The sequence below is a fragment of the [Limnothrix rosea] IAM M-220 genome, from assembly GCF_001904615.1.
Taxonomy (GTDB): domain Bacteria; phylum Cyanobacteriota; class Cyanobacteriia; order Cyanobacteriales; family MRBY01; genus MRBY01.
Map to the genome: position 1 here is coordinate 23,577 of NZ_MRBY01000030.1, position 23,830 is coordinate 47,406.

Annotated in this window: 23 protein-coding genes; 9 read left to right on the forward strand and 14 right to left on the reverse strand. The window is 45.9% G+C overall.

Annotation, left to right across the window (positions count from 1 at the left end; translation table 11 throughout):
* The first annotated feature begins 60 nt into the window (after positions 1 to 60).
* Together NIES208_RS12205 and nfi are read left to right on the forward strand one after the other, a co-directional pair.
* The gene (locus NIES208_RS12205; protein WP_075893181.1) at positions 61 to 2,469 is read left to right on the forward strand and encodes an endonuclease MutS2; all 2,409 of its coding nucleotides are present in this window, start codon (positions 61 to 63) and stop codon (positions 2,467 to 2,469) included.
* 162 nt (positions 2,470 to 2,631) lie between these two features.
* The gene (nfi, locus tag NIES208_RS12210; protein ID WP_216349402.1) at positions 2,632 to 3,309 is read left to right on the forward strand and encodes a deoxyribonuclease V; all 678 of its coding nucleotides are present in this window, start codon (positions 2,632 to 2,634) and stop codon (positions 3,307 to 3,309) included.
* A 284-nt stretch (positions 3,310 to 3,593) separates the two neighbouring features.
* Here nfi and NIES208_RS12215 read toward each other — a convergent pair whose 3' ends face one another.
* Together NIES208_RS12215 and NIES208_RS12225 are read right to left on the reverse strand one after the other, a co-directional pair.
* The gene (locus tag NIES208_RS12215) at positions 3,594 to 3,887 is read right to left on the reverse strand and encodes a 2Fe-2S iron-sulfur cluster-binding protein (protein ID WP_075893185.1); all 294 of its coding nucleotides are present in this window, start codon (positions 3,885 to 3,887) and stop codon (positions 3,594 to 3,596) included.
* A 413-nt stretch (positions 3,888 to 4,300) separates the two neighbouring features.
* Positions 4,301 to 4,594: a ferredoxin gene (locus NIES208_RS12225; protein WP_075893143.1), complete on the reverse strand. Its 294-nt coding sequence runs from the start codon at positions 4,592 to 4,594 to the stop codon at positions 4,301 to 4,303.
* A gap of 353 nt (positions 4,595 to 4,947) precedes the next feature.
* On the opposite strand from NIES208_RS12225, the gene NIES208_RS12230 reads away from it, so the two are divergent.
* Entirely contained in the window at positions 4,948 to 5,907 is a 960-nt protein-coding gene (locus NIES208_RS12230; protein WP_075893145.1) for a Gfo/Idh/MocA family protein, read from the forward strand.
* A gap of 159 nt (positions 5,908 to 6,066) precedes the next feature.
* Positions 6,067 to 6,984, forward strand: a complete 918-nt coding sequence (locus NIES208_RS12235) for a hypothetical protein (RefSeq protein ID WP_139325048.1) — start codon at positions 6,067 to 6,069, stop codon at positions 6,982 to 6,984.
* 7 nt (positions 6,985 to 6,991) lie between these two features.
* On the opposite strand, the gene NIES208_RS12240 is transcribed toward NIES208_RS12235, so the two are convergent.
* The 11 genes from NIES208_RS12240 to pipX form a co-directional block, all read right to left on the reverse strand.
* Positions 6,992 to 7,693: an ABC transporter ATP-binding protein gene (locus tag NIES208_RS12240; protein WP_075893149.1), complete on the reverse strand. Its 702-nt coding sequence runs from the start codon at positions 7,691 to 7,693 to the stop codon at positions 6,992 to 6,994.
* Positions 7,693 to 8,481, reverse strand: a complete 789-nt coding sequence (locus NIES208_RS12245) for an ABC transporter ATP-binding protein (RefSeq protein ID WP_075893151.1) — start codon at positions 8,479 to 8,481, stop codon at positions 7,693 to 7,695. Before NIES208_RS12245 ends, NIES208_RS12240 begins: the two co-directional genes overlap by 1 nt.
* Before the next feature lie 142 nt (positions 8,482 to 8,623).
* Complete coding sequence (locus NIES208_RS12250; protein WP_075893153.1) at positions 8,624 to 9,391, reverse strand: RNA polymerase sigma factor SigF; 768 nt, start codon at positions 9,389 to 9,391, stop codon at positions 8,624 to 8,626.
* 394 nt (positions 9,392 to 9,785) lie between these two features.
* Positions 9,786 to 10,682, reverse strand: a complete 897-nt coding sequence (gene tilS, locus NIES208_RS12255; RefSeq protein ID WP_235641385.1) for a tRNA lysidine(34) synthetase TilS — start codon at positions 10,680 to 10,682, stop codon at positions 9,786 to 9,788.
* 84 nt (positions 10,683 to 10,766) lie between these two features.
* The gene (locus tag NIES208_RS12260) at positions 10,767 to 12,812 is read right to left on the reverse strand and encodes a KGK domain-containing protein (RefSeq protein WP_075893157.1); all 2,046 of its coding nucleotides are present in this window, start codon (positions 12,810 to 12,812) and stop codon (positions 10,767 to 10,769) included.
* A gap of 139 nt (positions 12,813 to 12,951) precedes the next feature.
* The gene (gene ccsB, locus NIES208_RS12265) at positions 12,952 to 13,965 is read right to left on the reverse strand and encodes a c-type cytochrome biogenesis protein CcsB (protein WP_075893159.1); all 1,014 of its coding nucleotides are present in this window, start codon (positions 13,963 to 13,965) and stop codon (positions 12,952 to 12,954) included.
* 92 nt (positions 13,966 to 14,057) lie between these two features.
* Positions 14,058 to 15,218, reverse strand: coding sequence for a 7,8-didemethyl-8-hydroxy-5-deazariboflavin synthase subunit CofH (gene cofH / locus NIES208_RS12270; RefSeq protein ID WP_075893161.1), 1,161 nt, complete (start codon positions 15,216 to 15,218; stop codon positions 14,058 to 14,060).
* Entirely contained in the window at positions 15,215 to 16,021 is an 807-nt protein-coding gene (proC, locus tag NIES208_RS12275) for a pyrroline-5-carboxylate reductase (protein WP_075893187.1), read from the reverse strand. Before proC ends, cofH begins: the two co-directional genes overlap by 4 nt.
* Before the next feature lie 211 nt (positions 16,022 to 16,232).
* A complete protein-coding gene (locus tag NIES208_RS12280) occupies positions 16,233 to 16,823 on the reverse strand; it encodes a cell division protein SepF (protein WP_075893163.1) in 591 nt (196 codons plus the stop codon).
* Positions 16,824 to 17,233: 410 nt separating this feature from the next.
* Positions 17,234 to 17,902, reverse strand: a complete 669-nt coding sequence (locus NIES208_RS12285) for a YggS family pyridoxal phosphate-dependent enzyme (RefSeq protein ID WP_075893165.1) — start codon at positions 17,900 to 17,902, stop codon at positions 17,234 to 17,236.
* A gap of 13 nt (positions 17,903 to 17,915) precedes the next feature.
* Complete coding sequence (gene pipX, locus NIES208_RS12290) at positions 17,916 to 18,185, reverse strand: transcriptional coactivator PipX (RefSeq protein WP_075893167.1); 270 nt, start codon at positions 18,183 to 18,185, stop codon at positions 17,916 to 17,918.
* A 406-nt stretch (positions 18,186 to 18,591) separates the two neighbouring features.
* Between pipX and miaB the strand changes: the two genes are divergently transcribed.
* The 4 genes from miaB (at position 18,592) to NIES208_RS12310 (ending at position 21,329) form a co-directional block, all read left to right on the forward strand.
* On the forward strand, positions 18,592 to 19,947 hold the full coding sequence (gene miaB / locus NIES208_RS12295) for a tRNA (N6-isopentenyl adenosine(37)-C2)-methylthiotransferase MiaB (RefSeq protein ID WP_075893169.1): 1,356 nt from the start codon (positions 18,592 to 18,594) through the stop codon (positions 19,945 to 19,947).
* A 7-nt stretch (positions 19,948 to 19,954) separates the two neighbouring features.
* Complete coding sequence (locus NIES208_RS12300) at positions 19,955 to 20,428, forward strand: MEKHLA domain-containing protein (RefSeq protein WP_075893171.1); 474 nt, start codon at positions 19,955 to 19,957, stop codon at positions 20,426 to 20,428.
* Positions 20,429 to 20,432: 4 nt separating this feature from the next.
* Positions 20,433 to 20,690 (forward strand): hypothetical protein, encoded by a 258-nt coding sequence (locus NIES208_RS12305; protein ID WP_075893173.1) that lies wholly within the window; start codon positions 20,433 to 20,435, stop codon positions 20,688 to 20,690.
* A gap of 63 nt (positions 20,691 to 20,753) precedes the next feature.
* Entirely contained in the window at positions 20,754 to 21,329 is a 576-nt protein-coding gene (locus NIES208_RS12310) for an HD domain-containing protein (protein WP_075893175.1), read from the forward strand.
* Here NIES208_RS12310 and NIES208_RS12315 read toward each other — a convergent pair.
* The gene (locus tag NIES208_RS12315) at positions 21,307 to 22,068 is read right to left on the reverse strand and encodes a M48 family metallopeptidase (RefSeq protein WP_075893177.1); all 762 of its coding nucleotides are present in this window, start codon (positions 22,066 to 22,068) and stop codon (positions 21,307 to 21,309) included. The two genes, NIES208_RS12310 and NIES208_RS12315, sit on opposite strands and share 23 nt — an antisense overlap.
* A 272-nt stretch (positions 22,069 to 22,340) precedes the next feature.
* Here NIES208_RS12315 and NIES208_RS12320 point away from each other — a divergent pair, with 272 nt between their 5' ends.
* On the forward strand, positions 22,341 to 23,771 hold the full coding sequence (locus NIES208_RS12320; RefSeq protein WP_075893179.1) for an efflux RND transporter periplasmic adaptor subunit: 1,431 nt from the start codon (positions 22,341 to 22,343) through the stop codon (positions 23,769 to 23,771).
* Positions 23,772 to 23,830: the final 59 nt, after the last annotated feature.

Consider the following 23,830-nt stretch of genomic DNA (forward strand, 5'->3'; position numbering starts at 1 on the left):
CCAGCTTGATCCCGTGAAATGTCTATAATGTAACCCTTGCAGTTTTTCCAATGGTTGCAGTTGACTCAGATCCAAACCGAAACGCTCAATCTCCTTGAATGGCAACGACTTTGCCAACATCTCTCGACCTTTGCCGCTACAAAACTTGGGGCGATCGCCGCGCGGAATTTGGTGTTTCCGGAGAGTCAGGCGGAGAGCGAAATTTTATTGGCGCAGACGGTGGAGATTAGCCGGTTAGATGCGGATACAGAGAACGGCATTTCCTTTGATGGCATCGGCAATATTAATGAGTCACTGGAACGGGCGACTATTGGCGGCGTGATTTCTGGGCAAGATTTACTGGCGATCGCCACTACCTTAGCGGGAATGCGGAAGCTACGGCGGTTAGTGGAAAATTCTGAGTTGGAATTACCACAACTGTTGCGATTGGTTGAACAGCTACGCACCTATCCAGAACTGGAAAAAGAAATTCACCATTGCATTGATGATCGCGGTGATGTGACCGACCGAGCTAGCCCAAAATTGGCAGGCATTCGCGAGAAAATTAAAGGGGCACGGGACGGTATTTACCAAACTCTCAATCGCATTATGCAGCGCTGTGGTGGCTCCCTTCAGGAAGCGGTGATTACGCAGCGGGGCGATCGCTTTGTGCTGCCCGTGAAAGCGGGACAAAAAGAACAAATTCCCGGCATTGTTCACGATATTTCTAGTACTGGCTCGACCTTTTATGTGGAGCCGAAAGCGATTATTGACCTCGGCAATCGTCTGCGCCAAGCGACAAAACAAGAGCAGCGCGAAATCGAAATTGTTCTGCGGCAACTGACCGAAAAAGTGGGAGAAGTTGTTGAGGATTTAGAAAAATTATTGGCGATCGCCACCACCTTAGATCTAGCGACAGCCCGTTCCCGCTATAGCCATTGGTTAGAAGCGAATCCACCAAAATTTATCCAGCCCGACCAGCCGACTCTGTTGCGCAAATTGCACCATCCATTGTTGGTGTGGCAGCAAAAAAATGAAGAAGGCGATGACGTTGTACCAATTAATGTGCAAATTCGCCCTGATATTAAAGTGGTCGCAATCACTGGCCCAAACACTGGCGGCAAAACCGTCACTTTAAAAACTCTGGGCATGGCAACGTTAATGGCAAAAGTGGGTTTGTTTATTCCCGCTGAAGCTCCCGTCGAAGTGCCTTGGTTTAACCATGTCCTCGCCGATATTGGCGATGAGCAATCTTTGCAACAGAGCCTTTCGACCTTTTCGGGACATATCCGCCGTGTCGGTCGCATTATTGATGCGCTACAAAACGAGAATGAAAATAATTTAGTCTTGCTCGATGAAGTGGGTGCAGGAACCGATCCCACCGAAGGCAGTGCCTTGGCGATCGCCCTTCTCAAGTACCTTGCAGACCATGCGGCTTTAACCGTTGCCACAACCCACTATGGCGAACTGAAAGCTTTAAAGTATGAAGATTCCCGCTTTGAAAATGCCTCGGTTGAGTTTGACGAATATTCTCTCCGTCCCACCTATAAATTGCTCTGGGGTATTCCCGGTCGGTCTAATGCATTGGCGATCGCCAAACGGTTAGGACTGGATGAAAGTGTGGTGGCATCGGCTCAAAGTTTACTCGGCAATTCTAATACTGATGTGAATGAAGTGATTGCCGCCCTCGAAGCCCAACGGCGCGAACAGGAACAAAAATCCCAAGAAGCAGAAGCTCTCCTCAAACAAACCGAGCGTTTTTACACCGAAGTTTCATCAAAGGCAGCCGATCTCCAACGACGTGAAGCAGAACTCAAACAAGCCCAAGATCAAGAAGTACAACAGGCGATCGCCGAAGCAAAATCAGAAATCGCGCAGGTGATTCGCACCCTCCAAAAAGGCAAACAAACCGCCCAAAAAGCTCAACAGGCAACCGATGCTCTGGGTAATATTGCCGAAGAAAAACTCGCCAAACCGAAGAAGAAAAAAGCAACTTACCAACCAAAACTAGGCGAAAAAATTCGTATTTCTAAACTCGGTCAAACAGCCGAAGTGATTGAACTCAACGAAGAGAATAAAACCCTAGTGGCGCGTTTCGGCATTATGAAAATGTCGTTGGAATGGACAGAAATCGAATCGCTGCAAGGGCAAAAAGTTGAGGCAGAACCCAAGCCCAAAGCTAAACAAAAATTTCAAAAGAAGCAGCCAGCCAAACAATCCCAAGAAGTCGTCACCGTCCGTACCTCATCAAATACGATTGATATTCGTGGGCAGCGTATTCACCAAGCCGAAAGCTCTTTAGAGGGGGCGATCGCCAGAGCCACAGCCCAAGGCTCACAGGTTCTTTGGATTATCCATGGTAAAGGCACAGGCAAGCTACGCGAAGGAGTCCATGACTTTCTCAAGCACCATCCCCAGATCAAAAAATACAATATTGCCGAACAAAAAGAAGGCGGTTCCGGCGTAACGCTCGCCTATTTCTCGACTTAGATAGATATCGTAATTTCAAATGATTTTTAGAGTATTTTATTGTCCTTCCTTGGGGAAGGTGCCGAAGGCGGAAGGGGTTTCAGTAGGTTACGCAAACTACGGATAACCAAACAATTAACCTTCTCAAGAAGAATATCTTGAATCCCTAATTGAAGAAACTATATGCTGCAACTCCATCACCAACATCCTTGGGATTTATCTACTACCGAGGCAAAAGTCGTTCAAGAAAAACTCAGTCAGTACGTAATTTGCCAAGATCAATTACCCGCAGAAATCAATCTGGTTGCAGGGGTTGATGCAGGCTTTGAAAATAAATTTGAGACTATTCGTGTCGCGGTTGCAGTTTTATCTTTTCCCGAACTAGAAGTCGTGGAAACAAAAGTCATTCGTCGTCCGACAACTTTTCCCTACGTACCTGGATTTTTATCCTTTCGAGAATTACCCGCCATTGTCGATGCCCTCGGTGAAATCAAAAATTTTCCCGACCTAATTCTCTGTGACGGTCAAGGTTATGCTCATCCCCGCCGTTTTGGTCTAGCTTGTCACCTCGGTGTTTTACTTGATTGCCCCACCATTGGTGTCGCCAAATCCCGCTATATCGGCAAACACGATGAACTCTCGCCAGAAAAAGGTGAATGGGTTGATCTCATCGATAAAGACGAACGTATCGGTGCAGTTTTACGCACTCGAAAAAATGTCCGTCCCCTCTACATTTCTTGTGGACACCGCATTAGTCTTAAAACGGCGATCGCCTACGTTTTAGCCTGCACCCCAAAATATCGCTTACCCGAAACCACCCGCATCGCAGATCATCTCGCCTCCCACGCGACAAATATTTAACGTGAGTTTTGCTTAAGAATGCTCGGAAGTACGACGCGGTGACTAAGAGAGCGAGAGATAAAGAGACGTTTCTATCCAAACAACCCTAGCTTTCAAAAAATGCAAATTTTCATTGCTTCCCCATGTCTCCTTTTCTCTAAAGAATTTTAGCTACATTCTTATCCATCACTGACGTTGTTTAACCCAAAAAATTCCACAAAAAAATAGAGACACCTTAATAAATAAAGTATCTCCACAAAAGATTTCTCTTTAACTAAAAAATGTTGGTTTGAGCCAGCAACAATTTAGTAAAGCTCTTCCTCTTGGTGAGTCGTGATTTTGACATCAGACTTAGGATAAGCAACGCAAGTTAGAACGAAGCCCTCTTCGATCTGGTCATCATCAAGGAAAGACTGGTCAGATTGATCCACTGTGCCAGAAACAATTTTGCCTGCACAAGTAGAACAAGCACCAGCACGGCAAGAAGCAGGAAGGTCATGACCTGCAGCGTCAGCAGAATCTAGAATGTACTCGTCATCAGGAGCATCGTACGAAATTTCGCCGTCAGGAGTAACGAGAGTAACCTTATATGTAGCCATGGAGATCTCCTCAAGTGAACAGAAGTGTTTACTAAATCTTTTTCGCTCCATTCCAAGAACACATAGATGCATCCAAGAATGTTTTACGAAATTGTTAAGTTATTTTTAGATGATAGGGGAAAAGAAAACGACTTCCCTATTGCATTAAGAATGAAGTTATTCCTCGCAATTAACATAAGAAAAAATTATGTATTTTTCAAGAATGGAAGAAACACCATAAAAAATGAGCTTTCCCTAGGAAGCCCATAGTCTCAAGGTTATGTACTCTTTTTTTTGATAAACCTAAAACAAATAGCCCTCAAGAATTACATTAACTAAAATTATGTTTCCTTGAATTACTGTTTAAGGATAAGTCTACAGAAAACATCCTCGACGGCACTATCCTTTCTCTGAAAAAAAAGTTGAGGTGGGATTTAGTACAGTTCGTCTTCTTTGTGGGTTTCAATTTCGCAATTGGCGGTGGGGTACGCAACGCAAGTTAGGACATAGCCAGCGGCAACTTGATCTGGTGTAAGAAAATTTTGATCTCCTTGATCGACACTGCCAGAAATTAGCTTGCCTGTGCAACTAGAACAAGCGCCTGCACGGCAAGAATAGGGAATGTCGATACCTTGATTTTCTGCTTCGTCAAGGATGTAAGTGTCTTCTGGTACGTCGAGAAGGTGTTTACCTTCGGGAGTGATAAGGGTGACTTGATAGGTTGCCATGAAATAATTAGGTGAAATGTAACTGAAAAAGTTGATGGCGTTAGCACTTCGATGAGTCTAAGTGTATGGCTTAGGCTCTATGCAATCCGCTTACAAATTATTCTTGATTGGGTGACTGTGGGCAAAGGGAACAGTCTTTGAGGCTTAATCATTGAGATAGATGAGCCGTCAAAATATTATAAAAATTTATGGCTCGATTGGGCGGAAAGTTTAATTAATGGTTTTTGTTGATGGGTTGCATCGGTGATTTTCTATGGGTGTCTTGTGTTTGGATGTTGGGTCATATGCCATCAAGTAAGGTTGTGTTTTTGGGGGAAAATGGGGACTGATCTTTGTCAAGGTTGGGGAAAGACATGTCGCAATTTCAGGTGGGTATTGTCGGGACAGGCTATGCTGCAAAATGTCGGGCGGATGCTTTTAGGCAGGATTCGCGCGGGTCTCTGAGGGTGGTGACTGGGTATCGTCGGTCTTCTCGTGAGAATTTTGCGGCGAAGTACCAATTAGAGCCGATCGCCACTTGGCAGGAGTTAGTGCAGCGCTCGGATCTTGATGTGGTGGTGATTTGTAATATTAATCGTGAGCATGGGGCGATCGCCAAGGCGGCCCTAGAAGCGGATAAGCATGTGGTGGTGGAGTATCCATTAGCTCTTGATCCAGTCGAAGCCGCAGCTTTAATTGACCTAGCGAAGACCAAACAAAAGCTATTGCACGTTGAGCACATTGAAATTTTGGGATCTTTGCACCAAACAATTCGTAGTTATTTGCCGAAGTTGGGTCAAGTGTTTTACGCGCGATATATCACTCTTGCTCCGAAGCGGCATCCTCTGCCCCATTGGACATTTCACTATGAAGATTATGGTTTTCCGTTGGTGGCGGCGCTGTCGCGGGTGAATCGGCTGATTGATTTATTTGGGGAGGTGCAAACGGTTCGAGGGGCAGCGGATTTTTTGCCTGCGGCACAGGCGGGCTATTATCAGGGTTGTCTTTGTTCTGCACAGTTTAAATTTCAAAGTGATGTTATTGCTCACCTCACCTATGGTAAGGGCTCCCAAGTGATGGCAGGCGATCGCCGGTTTACGATTTGTGGAGACCAAGGAACATTAGACTTTAACGGTAGTCAAGGAACATTAACCCAAGGCGAAACGGTAACGCCCATCGAGCTCGGAAGCCGTCGCGGTGTATTTAAGCAAGATACGACGGCGGTGTTGGACTACCTTGCGGAGGGTAAGCCCCTTTATATTCAACCTGAGCAAAGTCTCTATGCCCTAGAAATAGCCGATCAAATTCGCCGCGATGCCTTATCGATATGTTAGTTAAATATGTTAGTTAAAAGGGTTAATCTTTTGTGAGCTTTAGCCGCAAAAAAAATTCCCCGTCGATAAGATAAAAAGGATACTAAAAAAATATTTAAAAAACCTGTAGAGGTAATGTTTGTGAGGCTCAATTTTTCTTCTCGATTTAACGTCGTTTTTGTGACTCTCGTCACGGCGATCGCCCTCGCTAGTTGCGGCGGTTCGGAACCGGAAGAGACATCGATCGAACCCGATTCCTCCGTCCCGACGGTACAGGGCGAACCCCTCGACAGTGAAGACAAAATCACCCTAGAAGCTGGTTCCTATTGCTACCGCACTGAAGAAGAAACGATACAGGCGATCGCCGAATTTTTAGTTGAGCCAGACCAAAGTGTCACCGGCAGCCTCGAAGCCACCGTAACCGACGATGAAAACGCCTACTACACCTCCTACAACCAAAACTTTGCCGGCGCGCTCGAAGGCGACGAATTAACAGCTTCAGTAACCACCAAAATCGAAGACGACACACAGGAAAGTACCGAAACTTGGACATTAAACAAAAATCAATTTAGTAGCGACAGCGCCGTCTTACTCAAACGCGTTGACTGCGAAGAAATTATTGCCCTCAAATCCGCCGATAAAAACCCCGAAAAACCCGTTGCCGCCGCCCCGACCAGCACTCCAGCACCACCAAAACCGGCCCCAGTTACCGCTCCCACCCAATCCCAACCGACTAATCCACAGCCACCTAACCCACAGCCCGCCAGTCCACAGCCTAAAGCCGTATCCACAGCGACATCGCCAGTGCGTATTCAGTTTAACGATGGCGCATCCCAAACAGTTGTGAAAGGAAGTTTAGCGGCTAATCAAACACAGGTATATCTCATTAATGCCCAAGAAGGTCAGGACATGTATCTCGATATTACCAACGGTAGTGGCGCGGCTGTATTTGACGTTGAAGTCGACAATGGCGAAGTGATCCAAGAAGATTTGCCGGAATTTCTCGACTTTACCTTGCCCTTTAGTGGCGACTACATCGTGACGGTCAAGGCACAGGAAAATAATACGAGCTATGCCCTGAGCGTTACAGTGCAATAGGTGTCGATTAGCCGAGATAGGCTGCTTTCACTTGATCATCATTGAGTAATGTTTTGGCATCGCCTGTAATTTTGAGATAACCCGCTTCTAGGACATAACCGCGATCGCTGCATTCGAGGGCAAGATTGGCATTTTGTTCAACTAGCAAAATCGTTGTGCCGTCAGCGTGCAGTTGTCGAATGACATTAAAAATATCTTTCACAATTTGCGGTGCTAACCCCAAACTTGGTTCGTCTAGCAGTAATAATTTTGGACGACTCATCACCGCTCTGGCGATCGCCAACATCTGTTGTTCACCGCCGCTCAATGTCCCTGCCACCTGATTTTTGCGCTCAGCGAGCCGCGGAAAGATCACAAATTGCTTTTCGATATCGGCTTGAATTCCGGCTTTATCATCGCGAATATAAGCACCCAACTCTAAATTTGTCAGTACCGTTTGCTGAGCAAGAATGCGGCGACCTTCCGGGCTATGGGCAATTCCCACACGAACAACCTCATGAGCCGCCATTTTCGTTAAGTCTTTGCCGTCATACAAGATTTTCCCCTTTATCGGATTCACCAAGCGGGAAATCGCTTTAAGAGTGGTGGTTTTGCCCGCCCCGTTCGCCCCGATAAGGGTGACAATTTCCCCTGCATTTACCGTGAGATGAATATCCTTAAGCGCTTCAATGCCACCGTAATTCACCGATAAATCAATCAGTTCCAACATTATTCGTCTCCCAGATAGGCTTCGATTACTGCCGGATCATCTTTGACACTTTCCGGTGTACCGAGGGCAATTAATTCACCAAAATCCAGCACAGCGATGCGATCGCATAGCCCCATGACCAACGGAATATGATGCTCAATCAACAGGACTGTTAAATCAAATTGCACCCGAATTTGCCGAATCAAATCACTTAATGCCCCTTTTTCGTTGGGGTTCATGCCTGCCGCTGGTTCATCCAGTAACAATAAATCTGGCTCTAGGGCGATCGCCCGCGCAATTTCCAGACGGCGCTGATCACCATAGGAAAAATTACAGGCTTGCTGCCGATATTTTCCCGTAAGACCCACTAAATCTAAAAGCATCTTCGCTCGGTCATAGGTTTCCTGCTCCGCTCTACGGGCATTGGGCAAACCTAAAATTCCCTCAATTAAATTTGTCTTTTGGTGACGATGGCGGGCGATCGCCACATTTTCCAGCGCCGACAAATTACCAAACAAACGCAAATTTTGAAACGTCCGAGCAATCCCACAACTCGCAATACGATGGGGCGCAAAACCCTGAATTTCCTGACCACGATAAACAACCTTACCGGCCGATGGCGGAATCATCCCCGTCAACATATTAAAAAAAGTTGTTTTCCCCGCACCATTAGGACCAATCAACCCAAAAATTTCCCCTTGATTGACCTGAAACGAAACATCATTAACCGCAACCAAACCACCAAAGCGCCGTGTTAGCCGCTTCACCTCAAGAATTGAGTCAGTCGGAGGGGAGGCAACAGAAGTCATCACAAAAATACGTCCATACCAAAAACCAGACTAATTTTAGTTGTAAGCCGCACTTTAAAACAGCACAACCGCCCCAGCCCCTAAAATCTGCTAACAAAAAAAGATCAACTCACCACTAACTAATTCCAAAAGTCGGCGATCGCTAACCCCCTAAAATTTGCTTCAGAGAAGACAAACCCTTCTTCATGCGGCGAGACACCGTAATCACACTCACCCCCATAATTTCCGCCGCCTCCTTTTGCGTCAAATCCTGCAAGAATACAAACTCAAGCACCTTACGCGTACGCTCCTCCAGCTGAGCCAAGCCCTGCTGCAAACGAATTCGGTCTTCCATCGCTAACTGGAAACTCTTATATTCAGGATCCGGCACCAGATCCCCAAGACAAACAGACTCATTATCATCCGGCGAAATCGTGAGATCAAGACTCAAAGGATCACGATTTTGATAAGCCAAATTGACTTCCTGCCACTCCGCAAGAGAAATCTCTAGGCCTTCAGCAACCTCTGCAGGCGACGGTTGACGGTGATGTTCGGCACGAAAGGCTCGAATAAACTTGGCTGACTGGCGACGTAGCTGTAGGACACGGCGGGGAATGCGCACCGTTGTGCTTTTATCCCGTAAATAATGCTGAATTTCACCACGAATATAGGGACTGGCAAAGGAGCTAAAGGCATTACCTTTATCAAGGGTAAATCGCTCAATGGCTCGCAATAGGCCAATACTACCGACCTGCAACAAATCGTCAAAGCTTTCATTACATTGTTTTGTCCAATGATGCGCCTCTTTACGCACAAGACCAATGTTTAAGTTGACTATTTTATTGCGTAGGTTGACATCTCCACTTTGTTGATATTGCTGCAATAGCTGAAGTGTTTGCTGCTTAATTGTGTCACCCATTACGGTCGTCATATTAGTACCTTGGCTTCTAAATTGAGGCTGTAGATGCGACCTTCAAGCTGCCCTGATAAAAAATTAAAATTAAGATGCAATTTCAATATATTTGAGCTTGACTTGCTAAATAAATAGTGTAAATTTTGAGCCAAGCAATAATTTTCGAAATCAGTTGGGTAAGATTATTTCAACAAATATCTTGGCACATCTTTCGTGAAATCTCTAGATAATCAGTAATAAAATACGTACATTTAATAAAGTTCAGTATAAATACGTAAGCAAGTAAACGGTATCTTTACTAAATCTATATAACTAGAGTTTTAGACTTAAGAGCCTCTCAGAAGATAATAGCCTGTGTTTGAATGCATAGGCTCGAAAATAATAAAGAATTCAAGATTCAAGGTCTCTTTAACTATTGTAAATTAGAGGCGATAGGGATAATAAGTTCATTTTGTACTGCTAATCTAATAGCTCGAAAAAAACTTGAAGTTTGGCTGTGGTTAGGGGCTTGAATGAGTTGTCGTGATTCTTCAACTTGTTGAAATGTGGGTGTTTTTGACAGTATTAAGGCCAGATATTGCCAAAGAATACGTCGTTGTAATGCCGGATGAAGTTGCCTTAGTGGAAGCCTTTGTAATGATTGATCTTTGTTTAAGTATTGGCTTAGTTTATCTGAGGCGATCGCCTCTAAATATTCATTTTCTTCTTGGCAAATTGCTGCTGTTTGGGCGAGGTGTTGTTCTGTTTTTTTGTTAATTTGTTTTAATTCTGGAAAGACATTGTGACGTAGCCGATTACGGGAAAAATGAAGATTTTGATTATAAATATCCTCGTAAATAGGTAGGTTAAATTCCTGACAAAAAGCGGCTGTTTCGGTGCGACTCACGGTGAGTAAAGGACGGGTAAGGGTGACGTGATCTGCGAGACATCGCTGTTCTGTTAAAGCGCCTAAGCCTTGTAAACCGGAGCCGCGCACGAGATTAAACAGTAAGGTTTCGGCACGGTCGGTAAGGGTATGTCCTGTGGCAATTGAGTTGAATTTTTTTGCTAGCGCCATAGCTGTTAATTGCTGATAACGCCATTGCCGGGCTGCTGCTTCTGTTTCTTTAATGGGGGTTGTGGCTTCGCGCGAAAAAAAAGGCCTGTGCCATTGCTGTGCGATTTTACGAACATGGTCGGCGATCGCCGCGTCTCCAGACCAGCCGTGATTACAGTGGGCGATCGCCAACTGCCACTGCCAACGTGAGGAGAGATCGACGAGTAGTTGCCCCAGACAAAGAGAATCTTGGCCACCGGAAACAGCGACCAAGATTTTCTGTCCAGGAGCGAGTAACTGGGTGTCCTTTAAATGCCGATGAACACGAGCATGGAGTAACGACCAGTTCACCGATAACTATTCAAGCTCCCAAATATCGGCGGACACCTCTTCTTCGTCGCCAGTGACGGCATCTAGAGGGTCATCTCCATCATCTAAAGCATCAAAGTCGAAATCCTCGTCGTCATTACTTTCAAATAATTCACCGAGACTAATGTCTTCCTCGCCACTGTCCATGACACCACTATTATCGCCGAGATCAAAGGGGGACTCCATTTGAGGAGCTGTATCGGCGGGAGACTCTGTTTCAATGGCAGAAGCAGGCGAAGCCATTTTCTTCTTCATAATTGAAACATCAATAAACTCTCCGAGATCCTCCGTTGAGCCGAAATCAATTTCAGGGGGCAACTCTTCTGCTGTTAAGTCGTCTTCGTCACTGATCTCGTCTTCGTTGTCTAGCAATAAATTGGCGACCTCATCATCCATAGAGCCATCGAAATCAAGGTCACTTTGTTCGAAGGAAAAATCATTTTCTTCTTCGTTAAAGGTTGAGTTAAAGGTTGATTCCAAGGCATTTTCGGGGTTAGCACTATCACCCTGGGAAATTTCGGTATCTCCAGCCGCTTCAAAATCAGTGAGGAAGTCATCGTCACTAGCGGCTGCTGTATCCTCTGGGGCGATCGCCTCCTCAAAGGGATCATCAAACAGAGATTCTTCCGCGTCTGAGTCATCTTCGTCAAAAAGATTATCTAAACCAAGCTCTGCCCCATCATCGGTATCAGGTTCAGAGGATTCCTCGGTCAAAAACTCGCCAAAATCAGCAAAAGCTCCATCGTCACTACTGTCATCCTCTGGGAGTATTGAGTCTGAGTCATCGTCATCGAAGCTTAACTCCTCAAGGCTCGCATCAGCATCGTTGGCACTTTCACTAGATTCATCCTCTCCAAAGAGATCTTCAGCATCAGCGAATAGGTCATCGCTATCTTCGTCCGCATCAAGCCCTAGTTCATCTAAAGTTTCTGCTGCTAAAGTTTCTGCTGCGGTGTCTGTCTCGGCTGGAGAACTATCTTCGGCATCCGCAAATAAATCATCCTCTGCATCACCAAACAAATCATCGTCACTATCGTCAGTGACAGACTCCAGTTCAGCGCTAGAATCTGCTTCGAGATCACCATCACCAAAGTCAAAATCAAGGGAATCGTCGGCAGTGTCCTCGCCAATGGATTCTAGTTCTGTGTCTAAACCCGCTAGAACTCCTTCTTGATCTTCTATCGTTGTTTCAGTGCTACTGTCTTCGTCAAATAGACTGTCGTCACCAAATAGATCATTAAGTTCGTCTTCGTCGGCCTGTGGTGCAACGGCGGCATCTAATGCGGTATGGTCTTCTGTCTCGGCGATCGCCTCCGAGTCAGATTCCGAGTCAGCATCACCCAGTAAGTCAGCAAACTCACCCACGGCAGCATCAAAATCCCCTTCGTCAGAGCTGATGATACTATCATCCGCGCCAAGCTCTGTCGCTCCAGTTTCCTCTAAAGCGTCCTCTGCAAATAAATCATCTAAGCCCGTATCACCAGATTCTTCTGAGGTCTCCTCTAGTTCATCTGCCGCAAATAAATCATCAAAACTTTCGTCATCTTCCTGAACAAAAGTGTCCTTCGCATCAACCGTCGTTTCAGCACTAGATATGGGAGTTGCAGAATCTTCAGGAAAATCAAACTCATCATCAGCAAAATCTAAATCCAGATCGTCAATTTCAGACGCCGCAGATTCAGCGATTACGGATGTTGCGGCAGCTACCGGAGCGAAGGACTCGATAGCTGCCTCAGTTTTTGGGTCAGGACTTACCTCCGCATCAGAATCTTCCGAAAACTCTAGATGTAAACGAACTTTCCCTTTCACCCAGCCATCGGAGCCGAAGCGTAAAACATCACAGTCAATACCCTCAGCAGTAAGCCAATCGATGGTTTCGGGGGTTACACCGCCAACACCATTTTCGAGCATGAGCTGTTTTAAAGCTGCTGTAAATTCACTCACTCGGAAGGTACTGTGTCCAATCACAATCTGGGATTCGTTCCCGACGGACAGAACCTCGCCGCTGCTCAGTGGTTGAAAGTTTTTGCTCACGGTCGTTTCCCCACAATGTCGAATACTAGGTAATAAAGATTAAAGAGCGTTCTTAAATGATACGTGATGTACCCTGTGCACCATTCTAGTCGTGATTTTCCTGTCGGAATGGCTTTTTTTTGCCAAAATTAAAGTCTTTTTAGAAAAACCAGCCGTAGGAATGGAGTCCTTTGCCAAGAATATTAACGCCGAGATAGCAAATCCACACGACGACAAATCCGGCTGCGGCTAGGAGGGCGGGTTGTCTACCTTGCCAGCCACGGGTAATACGAGCATGGAGGTAAGCGGCAAAAACAAGCCATGTAATCAATGCCCAAGTTTCTTTGGGATCCCAGCTCCAGTAAGAACCCCATGCTTCATTTGCCCAGACTCCCCCGGAAATAATGCCGATAGTTAGCAGGGGAAATCCAAGACCAATGATGCGGTAACTAATGTTATCTAAAGTGTCGGCAAGACTCAACATTTGTGGGCTAAGACTGGGTGCTGCGGCAAGATTTTCTAGGGAGGGTTGGGTTAGGACCGCGGCATTCCCGTCAAAACTCGGTTGTTCTTTGGTGAAAGCAATGGCTGTTAAGGGGTCTTCGGATTCTGGTTGGTTATTGCGGAGACGATAGGAACCGTTGCCGACGGAGCTGCCGCGTAATTCGATTTTTTGGCCTCTTGTCACAATCAAAAAGGCGATCGCCAATAAAGATCCCACTAACAAAGCTGAATAGCTGATCATCATGACGCTAACGTGCATCATCAACCAATTAGATTTGAGGGCGGGTACGAGGGGAGCCGAATTTTGCATTTCTTCGGGTAAGGAGAGGGCGGCAAAGGCGGTAATGCCCATGGCGACAGGGGTGGTCACGGTGCCAACCCAACGACTACGGCTCATATTTTCTGCAATGAGATGCATGGTTGTCACGCCCCACGCGAGAAAAAAGAGGGATTCGTAGAGGTTACTGAGGGGGAAATATCCGGCTTCCAACCAGCGTGCGCCAAGTAGAGTCGCCATACATAGGTTGGCGATCGCCACACCGATAGTGCCCAGTTTTTGGAGCACAGTCAGGCTTGGAAACGCAGCACCACCCCAATAAACGAGCATGGTAATAAAGAGGACGAGAAATGAGGTGTTATCTAAAAGGCTTTGGAGTGCAACCAAATCCATTTTGGGTTCTCCTGAAAAATAAAAATTACGCAAAAAAAAAGTTGTTATTGATTAGTTTTATAGTTTCAATAAAAATTGTGCCAATTGTTACTTTAACTGATCAGTAGCGGTAAATCTTGAACTGGTTTATCAAGCTTTTTATATAGGGTGGTTCGCTCAGCATAGGGTCTCCCAAGATTGGCGATCGCCTTTTGCAGTTGCTCGACAGTTAAACAAGTGCCCCCCTGGGCTCCAGCCATGGTTGTAATGTGCTCTTCCATTAGTGTTCCCCCAAGGTCATTGCAACCCCACCGCAATGCTTCTGTTGCCCCAGCCAAACCCAGTTTGACCCAACTGGGCTGGTGATTCGTGATCCAGCGTCCGAGAAATAAACGGGATACAGCGGTGAGATGCAGAGTTTTGTTTAAATCTGGTTGATCGCGACCAACTTTTTTTCGCAATACCACAGGCGCATCTTGCCCCACAAAGGGCAGCAAAATAAATTCGCTAATTTTTGCGGAGTAATTTTTTTTAACGGCAATTTTCTGAAGGGATCGCACCTCTTCTAAATGCTTCACTTGCTGTTCGATGGTTTCGATATGACCGCACAGCATCGTACTCGTGGTCATCATGCCGAGGGCATGGGCAAGCCCGACAATTTTTAGCCATGTACTGGTATTGAGTTTTTCGGGGCAAATTTGACGACGAATTTGGTCATCTAAAACCTCCGCCGCAGTACCGGGTAAAGAACCAACGCCGACATTTTTTAGGGCAAGAATCACATCTGCAAAACTAAGCTGATCTTCGCGGGCAATAAATTCAATTTCTTGGGGGGAAAAGGCATGGATATGTAACTGGGGAAATGCTTTTTTCAGGGATCGCACTAAATCGAGATAATAATCCAGTGATCGCCCGTTAATTTTCGCCTCAAGATTAAGACCGCCTTGCATACAAATCTCCGTTGCCCCACGGTGTACCGCATCGGTTGCTTTTTCTAATAATTGGGCATTATCCAGCCAAAATGCGCCATCATCGCCCGCATCCCGCCGAAACGCGCAGAAATGACAATGTTGCTCACAAATATTGGTGAAATTAAGATTACGATTCACCACATAGGTTACAGTCTCACCGCAAAGCGATCGCCGCATTTGCTCCGCAGCCTGTCGAATTGCTTCAATGGCACTGGATTGATCCTGCTCCAGCAGAAAAATCCCCTCTTCAACCGTGAGGTCATGGAGGGCGATCGCCTTATCTAAAACACCAGAGAGTTTCATTGACCTAATTCTTCAGAACGCTGTTTGGCCGCTTTAACCGCTTCAATCACGGCCGAACGAAAACCATTTGCCTCTAGGGTAGCAACACCAGCAATCGTTGTGCCGCCGGGACTCGTCACACGGTCTTTCAGTTGGGCGGGGTGTAAACCAGAATCCTGTAACAGCTCTGCTGTGCCCTTAACAGTTTGCAGGGCAAGCTGCTGGGCAATGGGGCGGGGCAAACCAGAGGCAACACCACCATCGGCTAAAGCTTCAATCATTAACGCCACAAATGCCGGACCCGATCCCGATAAACCCGTGACCGCATCCATGAGATACTCTGGCACTTCAACCACTTCACCGACCGCCGCAAAAATTTGCTTTGCCAACTCCACCTGCTCTGGCAACACTAAATCACTGGGGGCGATCGCCGTCATCCCTTGACCCACAATAGCCGGAGTATTAGGCATCACCCGCACCACCGGGTAACCCTCAAATCCAGCACTTAACTTATCCAAGGCAACCCCCGCCAAAATCGACAAAACAAGAGGACGCTCCATCAGCCCCTTTGACTGCAATTCAGCCGTTACCTTGTCAAAAATTTGCGGTTTAATCGCCAACATGAGCACATCAGTGGCAGAGGCTGCATCTCCATTACTTGCCGTAACAGAAACACCATACTCCTGCTGTAAATAGTCCCGCCGCGCGGCGACAGGCTCACTAACCACCACATCAGACGGTCTATATAAACCCTGCTTTAACAATCGAGATAGTAGAGCCTCCCCCATCACCCCGCCACCGATCATCCCAAATTTAACAGCCATAATTTCCCGAAGATTTCGTCCAAGTTGTTGTACTACAGAGTTTTTCATTCCAAGATATCTTCACAGATCAGACGAAACGAAATCAACTCACAAAAAAAAGAGACGACCTTAGGCCGTCCTTTCTAATGATTAAAAATAATTAAATGGAAAATGTATAACTTATTTTTCTTAAATGCACCTATAGAAAAACGTATCGGAATAAGCCATCAAATTACTGAGCCTGAGCAACAGGAGCCATTTCTTCATTCCAAGCGGGAGCAGGAGTCGCTGTGCGGGGAGCAGTAGGCTGAACAGGAGCTTCATGAACAACGCCAGACTGATTCGTCACCTGAACACAGTTGGGGGTGAAGAGGAAGATACTATCGCCAATACGCTCTTGGTGACCATCGATCGCATAGGTGCCACCAGCCACAAAATCGACGGCACGTTGCGCTTCGTCTGGATCCATCATATTGAGGTTGAGAACCACAGAACGACGCTCTCTCAAGGACTGAATCACCTGGGGCATCTCCTCAAAGGAGTGGGGCTCACAAACAACAACTTCGGACAAACCGTTGTTAACGCCGGGCATACCGATAACGTTACTGCGGGGAGCGGAATTAGAGTTCATGCCAAAATCAGAAGCTACAGTGGGGTTTTCACGGAGACGACGAGGACGGGACTTTTCTTCTTCGACTAGAGGAGCCGGAGTGTCAGCAGGATAAAGGGCTGCATAGTCAGTGCCATCAACCTCTTCTTCGTAATACTCCTCGAATTCCTCGGTCTCGTTAAAGCCCAAAAAATCACGTAACTTTGTAAACATAGTGCGAAATATCCTTGATATTGATTTTCAGTTTAATATGCTTGGTCTGGCATGAGAAATAGTTTTTTCTATAATTCCCATAAATGTCTAATTGCGAAAAGACTCAAGGATAGGAGAGACCCCGCCTAGACTTAATGCTTTTTCAGCATATCTTATGTTTCTATTTTGTCTAGAGTTTAATCAGTTTTTTTCGGTTTTTTTGCTAAATTAAACCTAAATCTCTAAATTACGCTTCATTTTGCCCCACAATTCTCTGTTTGACGCAGCTACTTCTATAAATTTTTATTAATGAATTGCGGCTGATGAAACTCATCAACTAATCCGGGAATACTGGTAAGGTTTCTTGTTTTTTTGACATGGCCATGTCTAGGGGCGATCGCCAAAATTTGGGGATCACGAATTTCATTGAATTACTGCCGTTGCCCGAAAATAGCACTACCCACTCGAATCATTGTGCTGCCCGCCTCAATCGCTTGGGAATAATCACCGGACATGCCCATGGATAGTTCTTTAAGTTCAAAGGGAAATGCTGGATTTTGATTCAGTTGCTTTTGTAGGTTGTAAACGGTTTTAAAGGCTGCTGTCGCGCCATCGGGCGTTAAACCTAAAGGTAAAATTGTCATTAAACCTTGAATTTTTAGGCTCTGACATTTGGCGAGTTCGGGTAATTCTCTGGATAGTTGCTTAATGTCCCAACCGAATTTATTGGGATCTGGCAAAGGTTTTACTTGCAAACAAAATTTGGGCGATCGCCCTAAAGCTTCGGCATAGCTATTGAGTTTTTGGGCGAGGGCTAAGCTATCGATGGTATGGATCCAGTCAAAGTGGGCGATCGCCTTTTTCGCTTTATTTTTTTGCAGATGGCCGATGAAGTGCCAGCGAATATCGGAGAGATCAGCGAGTTCTTCCTGTTTTGCTAAAGCCTCTTGCAGACGATTTTCAGCAAAATCACGAATACCTGCATGGTAGGCTGCACGGATTTTTTCAATACTATGGGTCTTACTAACGGCGATTAGCTTCGTTGATGGCGGGAGCTGCTGGGAGAGCGCTTCGATCTGGCGAGCAATAGAATCAGACATACAAACGGATAATTTACTGGAAAGTTCGCTTGTATAGCGCTTGGAGTGATTGGATCTCCTCTGGGGATCCAAAACGACGAACCTTACGTAAACGCTGCTCTACCTTCATGCGAGCATCCATGCGCGTAATGGGTTCAAAGGTCATATTTGTTTTGCCGTGCTGCACTAGGAAAAATAATCGTTGAGCGTAGAGTGTGGTGAACAATTCTTCGTTATCTTCTAGCTCACAAATTAAAAAAAGCATCCCAAAAGTTGGGTGATTAAAATAAGATTCTGTATTCATTCAAGTTTTTTGGGTTCTAAAAATATTAGTAACCGATAACTGTCCCAAACTATAACGGTTTAAGGTCATGATGCAGATGGCTGATACCGATGAATCAGGTAAATAGTAGCTGAAGATACACAAACATCATCAACATAGTATATAGATGATCTGCTAGGAATGGAAAGCTTCACCCAAACTCGTGAATGTCTTGATTATTTCTAAGCTCAATGGAAATTTTAATGAAAATAGAGCCTGTGATGAGTCCAAGAAAATATTTTCAAGAAGAAAGCTGATGAGAGCGGCGATCGCCAAACCTAAAATAATGGTCTAGAAGCGAAAAAAAGCGATCGTAAAGAAACACAACTTGGTAAAATCAGGAATTGCTCTTTTGCATATAGCTACAGAACATACTCCAAAAAAAACCATGACTGAGCCTCGTCAATATCACATTACCACCTTCGGCTGCCAGATGAACAAAGCCGACTCCGAGCGTATGGCAGGCATTTTAGAAGATATGGGATATCAGTTCTCAGAGGATCCCAACGAGGCAGATCTAGTGCTCTACAACACCTGCACTATTCGCGATAATGCAGAACAAAAAGTTTATTCCTATCTTGGTCGTCAGGCAAAACGCAAGCATTCCAAGCCTGATTTGAAGTTAATTGTTGCGGGCTGTGTGGCTCAGCAAGAGGGCGAAAGTTTATTGCGTCGCGTGCCGGAAGTGGATCTGATTATGGGGCCCCAGCATGCTAATCGTCTCCAAGAACTTTTAGAGCAAGTAGATAATGGTAGCCAAATTGTTGCCACAGAACCGATTCATATTGTTGAAGACATTACCAAACCCCGCCGCGATAGCTCAGTAACTGCTTGGGTGAATGTGATTTATGGCTGTAATGAGCACTGTACTTATTGTGTAGTTCCCGGTGTGCGGGGCACAGAGCAATCCCGTTATCCTGAAGCGATTTACGCGGAAATGGAAGAGCTAGGCCGCCAGGGCTTTAAGGAAGTGACACTCCTTGGTCAAAATATTGATGCCTATGGTCGCGATTTACCGGGCACAACGGCGGAAGGGCGCAATAAATATAATTTGACGGATCTTTTATATTTTGTGCATGATGTGCCGGGCATTGAGCGCATCCGTTTTGCCACTAGCCACCCCCGCTATTTCACGGAGCGTTTGATCAAAGCTTGTCATGAGCTACCGAAGATTTGTGAGCATTTTCATATTCCGTTCCAGTCTGGTGATAATGAGGTGTTGAAGGCAATGCGTCGCGGTTATACCCATGAAAAGTACCGTCGCATTATCGACAATGTGCGTAAATATATGCCGGATGCGTCCATTAGTGCCGATGCGATTGTGGCATTCCCCGGCGAGACAGAGGAGCAATTTGAAAATACCCTCAAGCTTGTTGAGGATATTGGTTTTGATCAGCTCAATACGGCGGCTTATTCCCCCCGTCCCGGTACGCCTGCGGCACTTTGGGATAATCAACTTTCTGAGGAAGTGAAGAGCGATCGCCTCCAACGACTCAATCGCCTAGTCAATCAAAAAGCAGCGGAACGTTCTGAGCGTTATGCGGGCAGGGTTGAGCAAGTTTTGGTGGAGGGTCAAAATCCTAAAGATCCCAGTCAGGTCATGGGGCGCACTAGTGGCAACCGTCTGACATTCTTTGAGGGCGATATTAACGAACTTCAGGGGAAAATTGTTGCGGTGAAAATTACTGAGGTTCGACCCTTTAGTCTCACCGGTGAACCTGTTGATGCTTTAGTGACGGCTTAGAGCGGCAATGGAAGAACCTTGGCTACAACCTGAGGCGATCGCCCAAGTCCAGCTAATCCTAGACAATTACCGTCATTGGTTTAAAGAAGATTTGATCCCACGGGATGTTGTCCCCGCGGAGCAAGCTCGTATTTTGTTTCATGCACCTTTTGTGGTGTTGTCCCACAATACTCAGGCTGATCCGATTTATAACTATGGCAACAACACGGCATTGACCCTCTGGGAGCGGTCTTGGGACGAGCTATTAGTCATGCCTTCTAGTCAGTCAGCCGCGCCAACGGCGGAAATCCAGAACGCTCGGAACCAACTCTTGCAAAATAGTCGTGAAATGGGCTACATCACTGATTATTCGGGGGTTCGCTATTCAAAAAGTGGTCGGCGCATCCGGATTGAAAATGTTAAGGTCTGGGACTTACTCGACACATCAGACCAATATCGGGGTCAAGCTGCGGTATTTTCTAAATGGACATTTTTAGATTAGGTGAATGAAAGAGCAGTTTACGACTTGGTTAGACCGTTTCCTTGTGGCAGATGTGTTTGTGGTGCTGTTCGCGTTTTTCTGGTTTGCGATCGCCCTCATTGGTAAATCTTCTGGTGTTAATCTCGGCTGGGAAATCTGGTATTCGCTTTGGGAACCGGTCTTTACTCCGGCGATCGGCATTTTGATGTTGGGGGCAATTTTAAGCTGGGTGATCAAAAAAATCGGTACATTTTTCCAAACAGAATCCGATAAGCTTGGTTAACGAATTTTGTTAGCGAACTCAGTTCAGTCGCTAGGATTGGGCTATTGAACTACGGCTGAAATAATGGCATTATCCGACCGATTTTCTGAAGCGCTCGTTTTTGCGGAAAAGTTACACCGTAATCAAGCCCGTAAAGGTTCCGGTACTCCCTATGTTGCCCATTTGTTGGGTGTTGCGAGTACGGTTTTAGAGGCGGGTGGGAGTGAGGACGAGGCGATCGCCGCGCTATTGCATGATGCTGTGGAAGATCAAGGCGGGTTGCAAACAAGGGATTTAATTCAAGAAAAATTTGGCGATCGCGTCACAGAGATTGTGATGGGCTGTTCCGATAGCGTCGAAGGGGAAATAAAATTGCCGTGGCGAGAGCGTAAAGTCGCTTATTTAAATCACCTCAAAACAGCGCCAAAATCTGTTCGACTCGTGTCCATGGCGGACAAACTCTACAATCTCCAGTCCATTGTGCGGGATTATCGTTTAGTCGGGGAAGAATTATGGTCGCGATTTCGTGGAAAAAAAGAGGGCACTCTTTGGTACTATCGCGAACTCAGTAAAATATTTGACCCAGACCATCCCCTCACTCAGGAATTTCAACGGGCGATCGCCACCCTCGAAGATCTCATTGCAACCAAGTCGCCATAGCAGTTTGTTTGAGTGATGCTCGGCGCTCTTGCCAGTCAGACATACATTGCGTCACGAGGCTCCAAAAGCGCTTACTGTGATTCATCTCGCGGAAATGACACAGCTCATGGACAATCACATAGTCCAGACAACTCATTGGCATTTGAATCAGTTGCAAATTGAGATTAATGCGACCAAGACTACTGCAACTGCCCCACCGAGTTTTCATTGCCCGAATCCTGAGCGGAATGTTTTTTTGCTCTAACTCTAGAATCGGTTTTGTTTTTTCTGTCCAGTAATCTAACCGCTCTCGAAATAAAGTTTTCGCTTGCCGCTGATACCAACGACGCATTAAAAACTGGATTTGGTGGCGATCGCCGAACTCTAAAATACAAACTCGAAAAACACTATTTTCTAAGTCGAAATAGAGGCGATCGCCGTACTCAAGTTTGAGGGGATATTGCTCCCCAAGATAAAAGTGCTTTTCCCCATCCACCCATTGCGGTACAAATCTTTTAACTGAAGATTCTGCAACTTTCTGAAGATTTTTTAGGAGCCAAGCCGTTCGCTTTTTTAAAAGATCTTCGATTTCAGCAATTTTAATTTGGCTGGGAGCATGAACAATAATTTGCTGCTCTTGATTAATTGAAATCTGAATCGTTTTGCGGCGATCGCTCCATTTGAGAGTGACAACGTGTATTTCGCCATCCAAAGCAATTTCAGTTGTTTGCGGAAGATGTTTAACAGAACCCCTAACCATCAAACTCTCCCTCCAAGCCCCTCATAGTAATATTCTCTAATTCTCTTCGAGTCACAAACAGAACCTGTAGCGTGTGTTAGCGAAGCGTAACGCACAATTAAATAATCCAATCCAAGAACGAAAAAATACTTAGAGATCAAAATGGGAACTCAAAACCTCTTCCAAGAGACTGATCTAAAAGATCAAGTAAAAATAGGCTGATCAAACCAAGTCAATATTGAGTTAATTACAGTAGACTACAAAACTGTTGATCCATAAATCTGCCAGCACACATATCTATGACTGAATCTGCCGTTAACCCCAAGAAAATCTTACTTCTACTCGCGGCATTGGCTGGTGGTATTTTTCTTGTAGGTTTACCTGTTCATAGAGTTTTAAGTAATCGCCCCGATAGCCTCGAAGAGCGCCTTGCAGATTTAACAGTGCCTGTCACCCTCAACAATTTGGCAGTACGCATCGAAGCCAATGGCACAGTGGAACCCATTGAGAGCGTTAATATCAGTCCCAAAAACCCCGGCATTCTCGCCAAGCTTTTAGTAGAACAAGGTCAAGTGGTGGCGGCAGGACAAGAACTGGCCATTATGGATAATGAAGAATTATTTAACCAAGGTATTCAGGCAGAATCTCTGATCAAACAGCGCATCGCCGAATTTCGCGCCACCCAGAGTAATCTCCAGGCGGATATCAACCGAGCAGAAGCCGTCTTAAATCAGGCCACTGCACGCCTCGAACAAGCCCAAGAACGTATCCCCCAAGAAATTGCCCAAGCCCAAGCCCAGTTAGCGGCAGCTCAGTCAACTTTAGAAAATGCTACGGAGAAAGCACAACGCTTTGATAGACTCCTAGAAAGTGGCGCTATTGACGAAGATCGGCGGGATGATGTGGTGAGTGAGTTTCGCAGTGCCGAGGCACGTGTGGTGGAACTGCAACGGCGGGTAGAGCAGCTTAAGCAAACCGCCAATCCTGAGCTTGAAGTTTTAAGTGCCGCGGCGGTAGAGGCGCGTATTAATTTTGATCGGCAACAGCGTACTGCTGAACCGGAACTGACTCGCCTAAACGCTTTGATCGAACAGGCTCAAGCTCAAAAGGAAATTGTGGCGGTGCAATATGATGACACGATTATTCGTGCACCGTTTGATGGGGTGATCACTCAAAAATTTGCGTCGGAAGGTGCTTTCGTTACACCCACAACTTCGGCTTCAGCGACAGCTTCGGCGACCTCTTCGTCTATTTTGGCGATCGCCAAGGGATTAGAGGTGGTGGCGAGGGTTCCAGAGGTTGATATTGATCAGATTGTGCCGGGTCAAGATGTTGAAATTGTGGCTGATGCTTTTCCCGATAAGGTCTTCCAAGGGCGGGTTTTATTAGTTGCACCGGAAGCGATTATTGAAAATAATGTCACGTCTTTCGAGGTAAGAATTGCGTTGTTGTCAGGGCGAGATTTTCTACGCTCAAAGATGAATACTGATGTGACGTTTATCGGTGAGGATTTAACGAGTGTAATGACGGTTCCCACCGTGGCGATCGCCACCGAATCCGGTGATACAGGAGTTCTTGTACCGGATGACGAAGGCAAACCCGAATTTAAGCCTGTCGTTCTTGGTGCAACAGTCGGCGATCGCACCCAGATTATTAGTGGCGTGCAACCCAACGAAAAAGTCTTTATCGATCTCCCAGAAGAGCTTCAGCGGGACGAGGAATAATCACTAACGTCAGTTATGGATAAGAATGTAGCCAAAATTCTTTAGAGAAAAGGAGACAC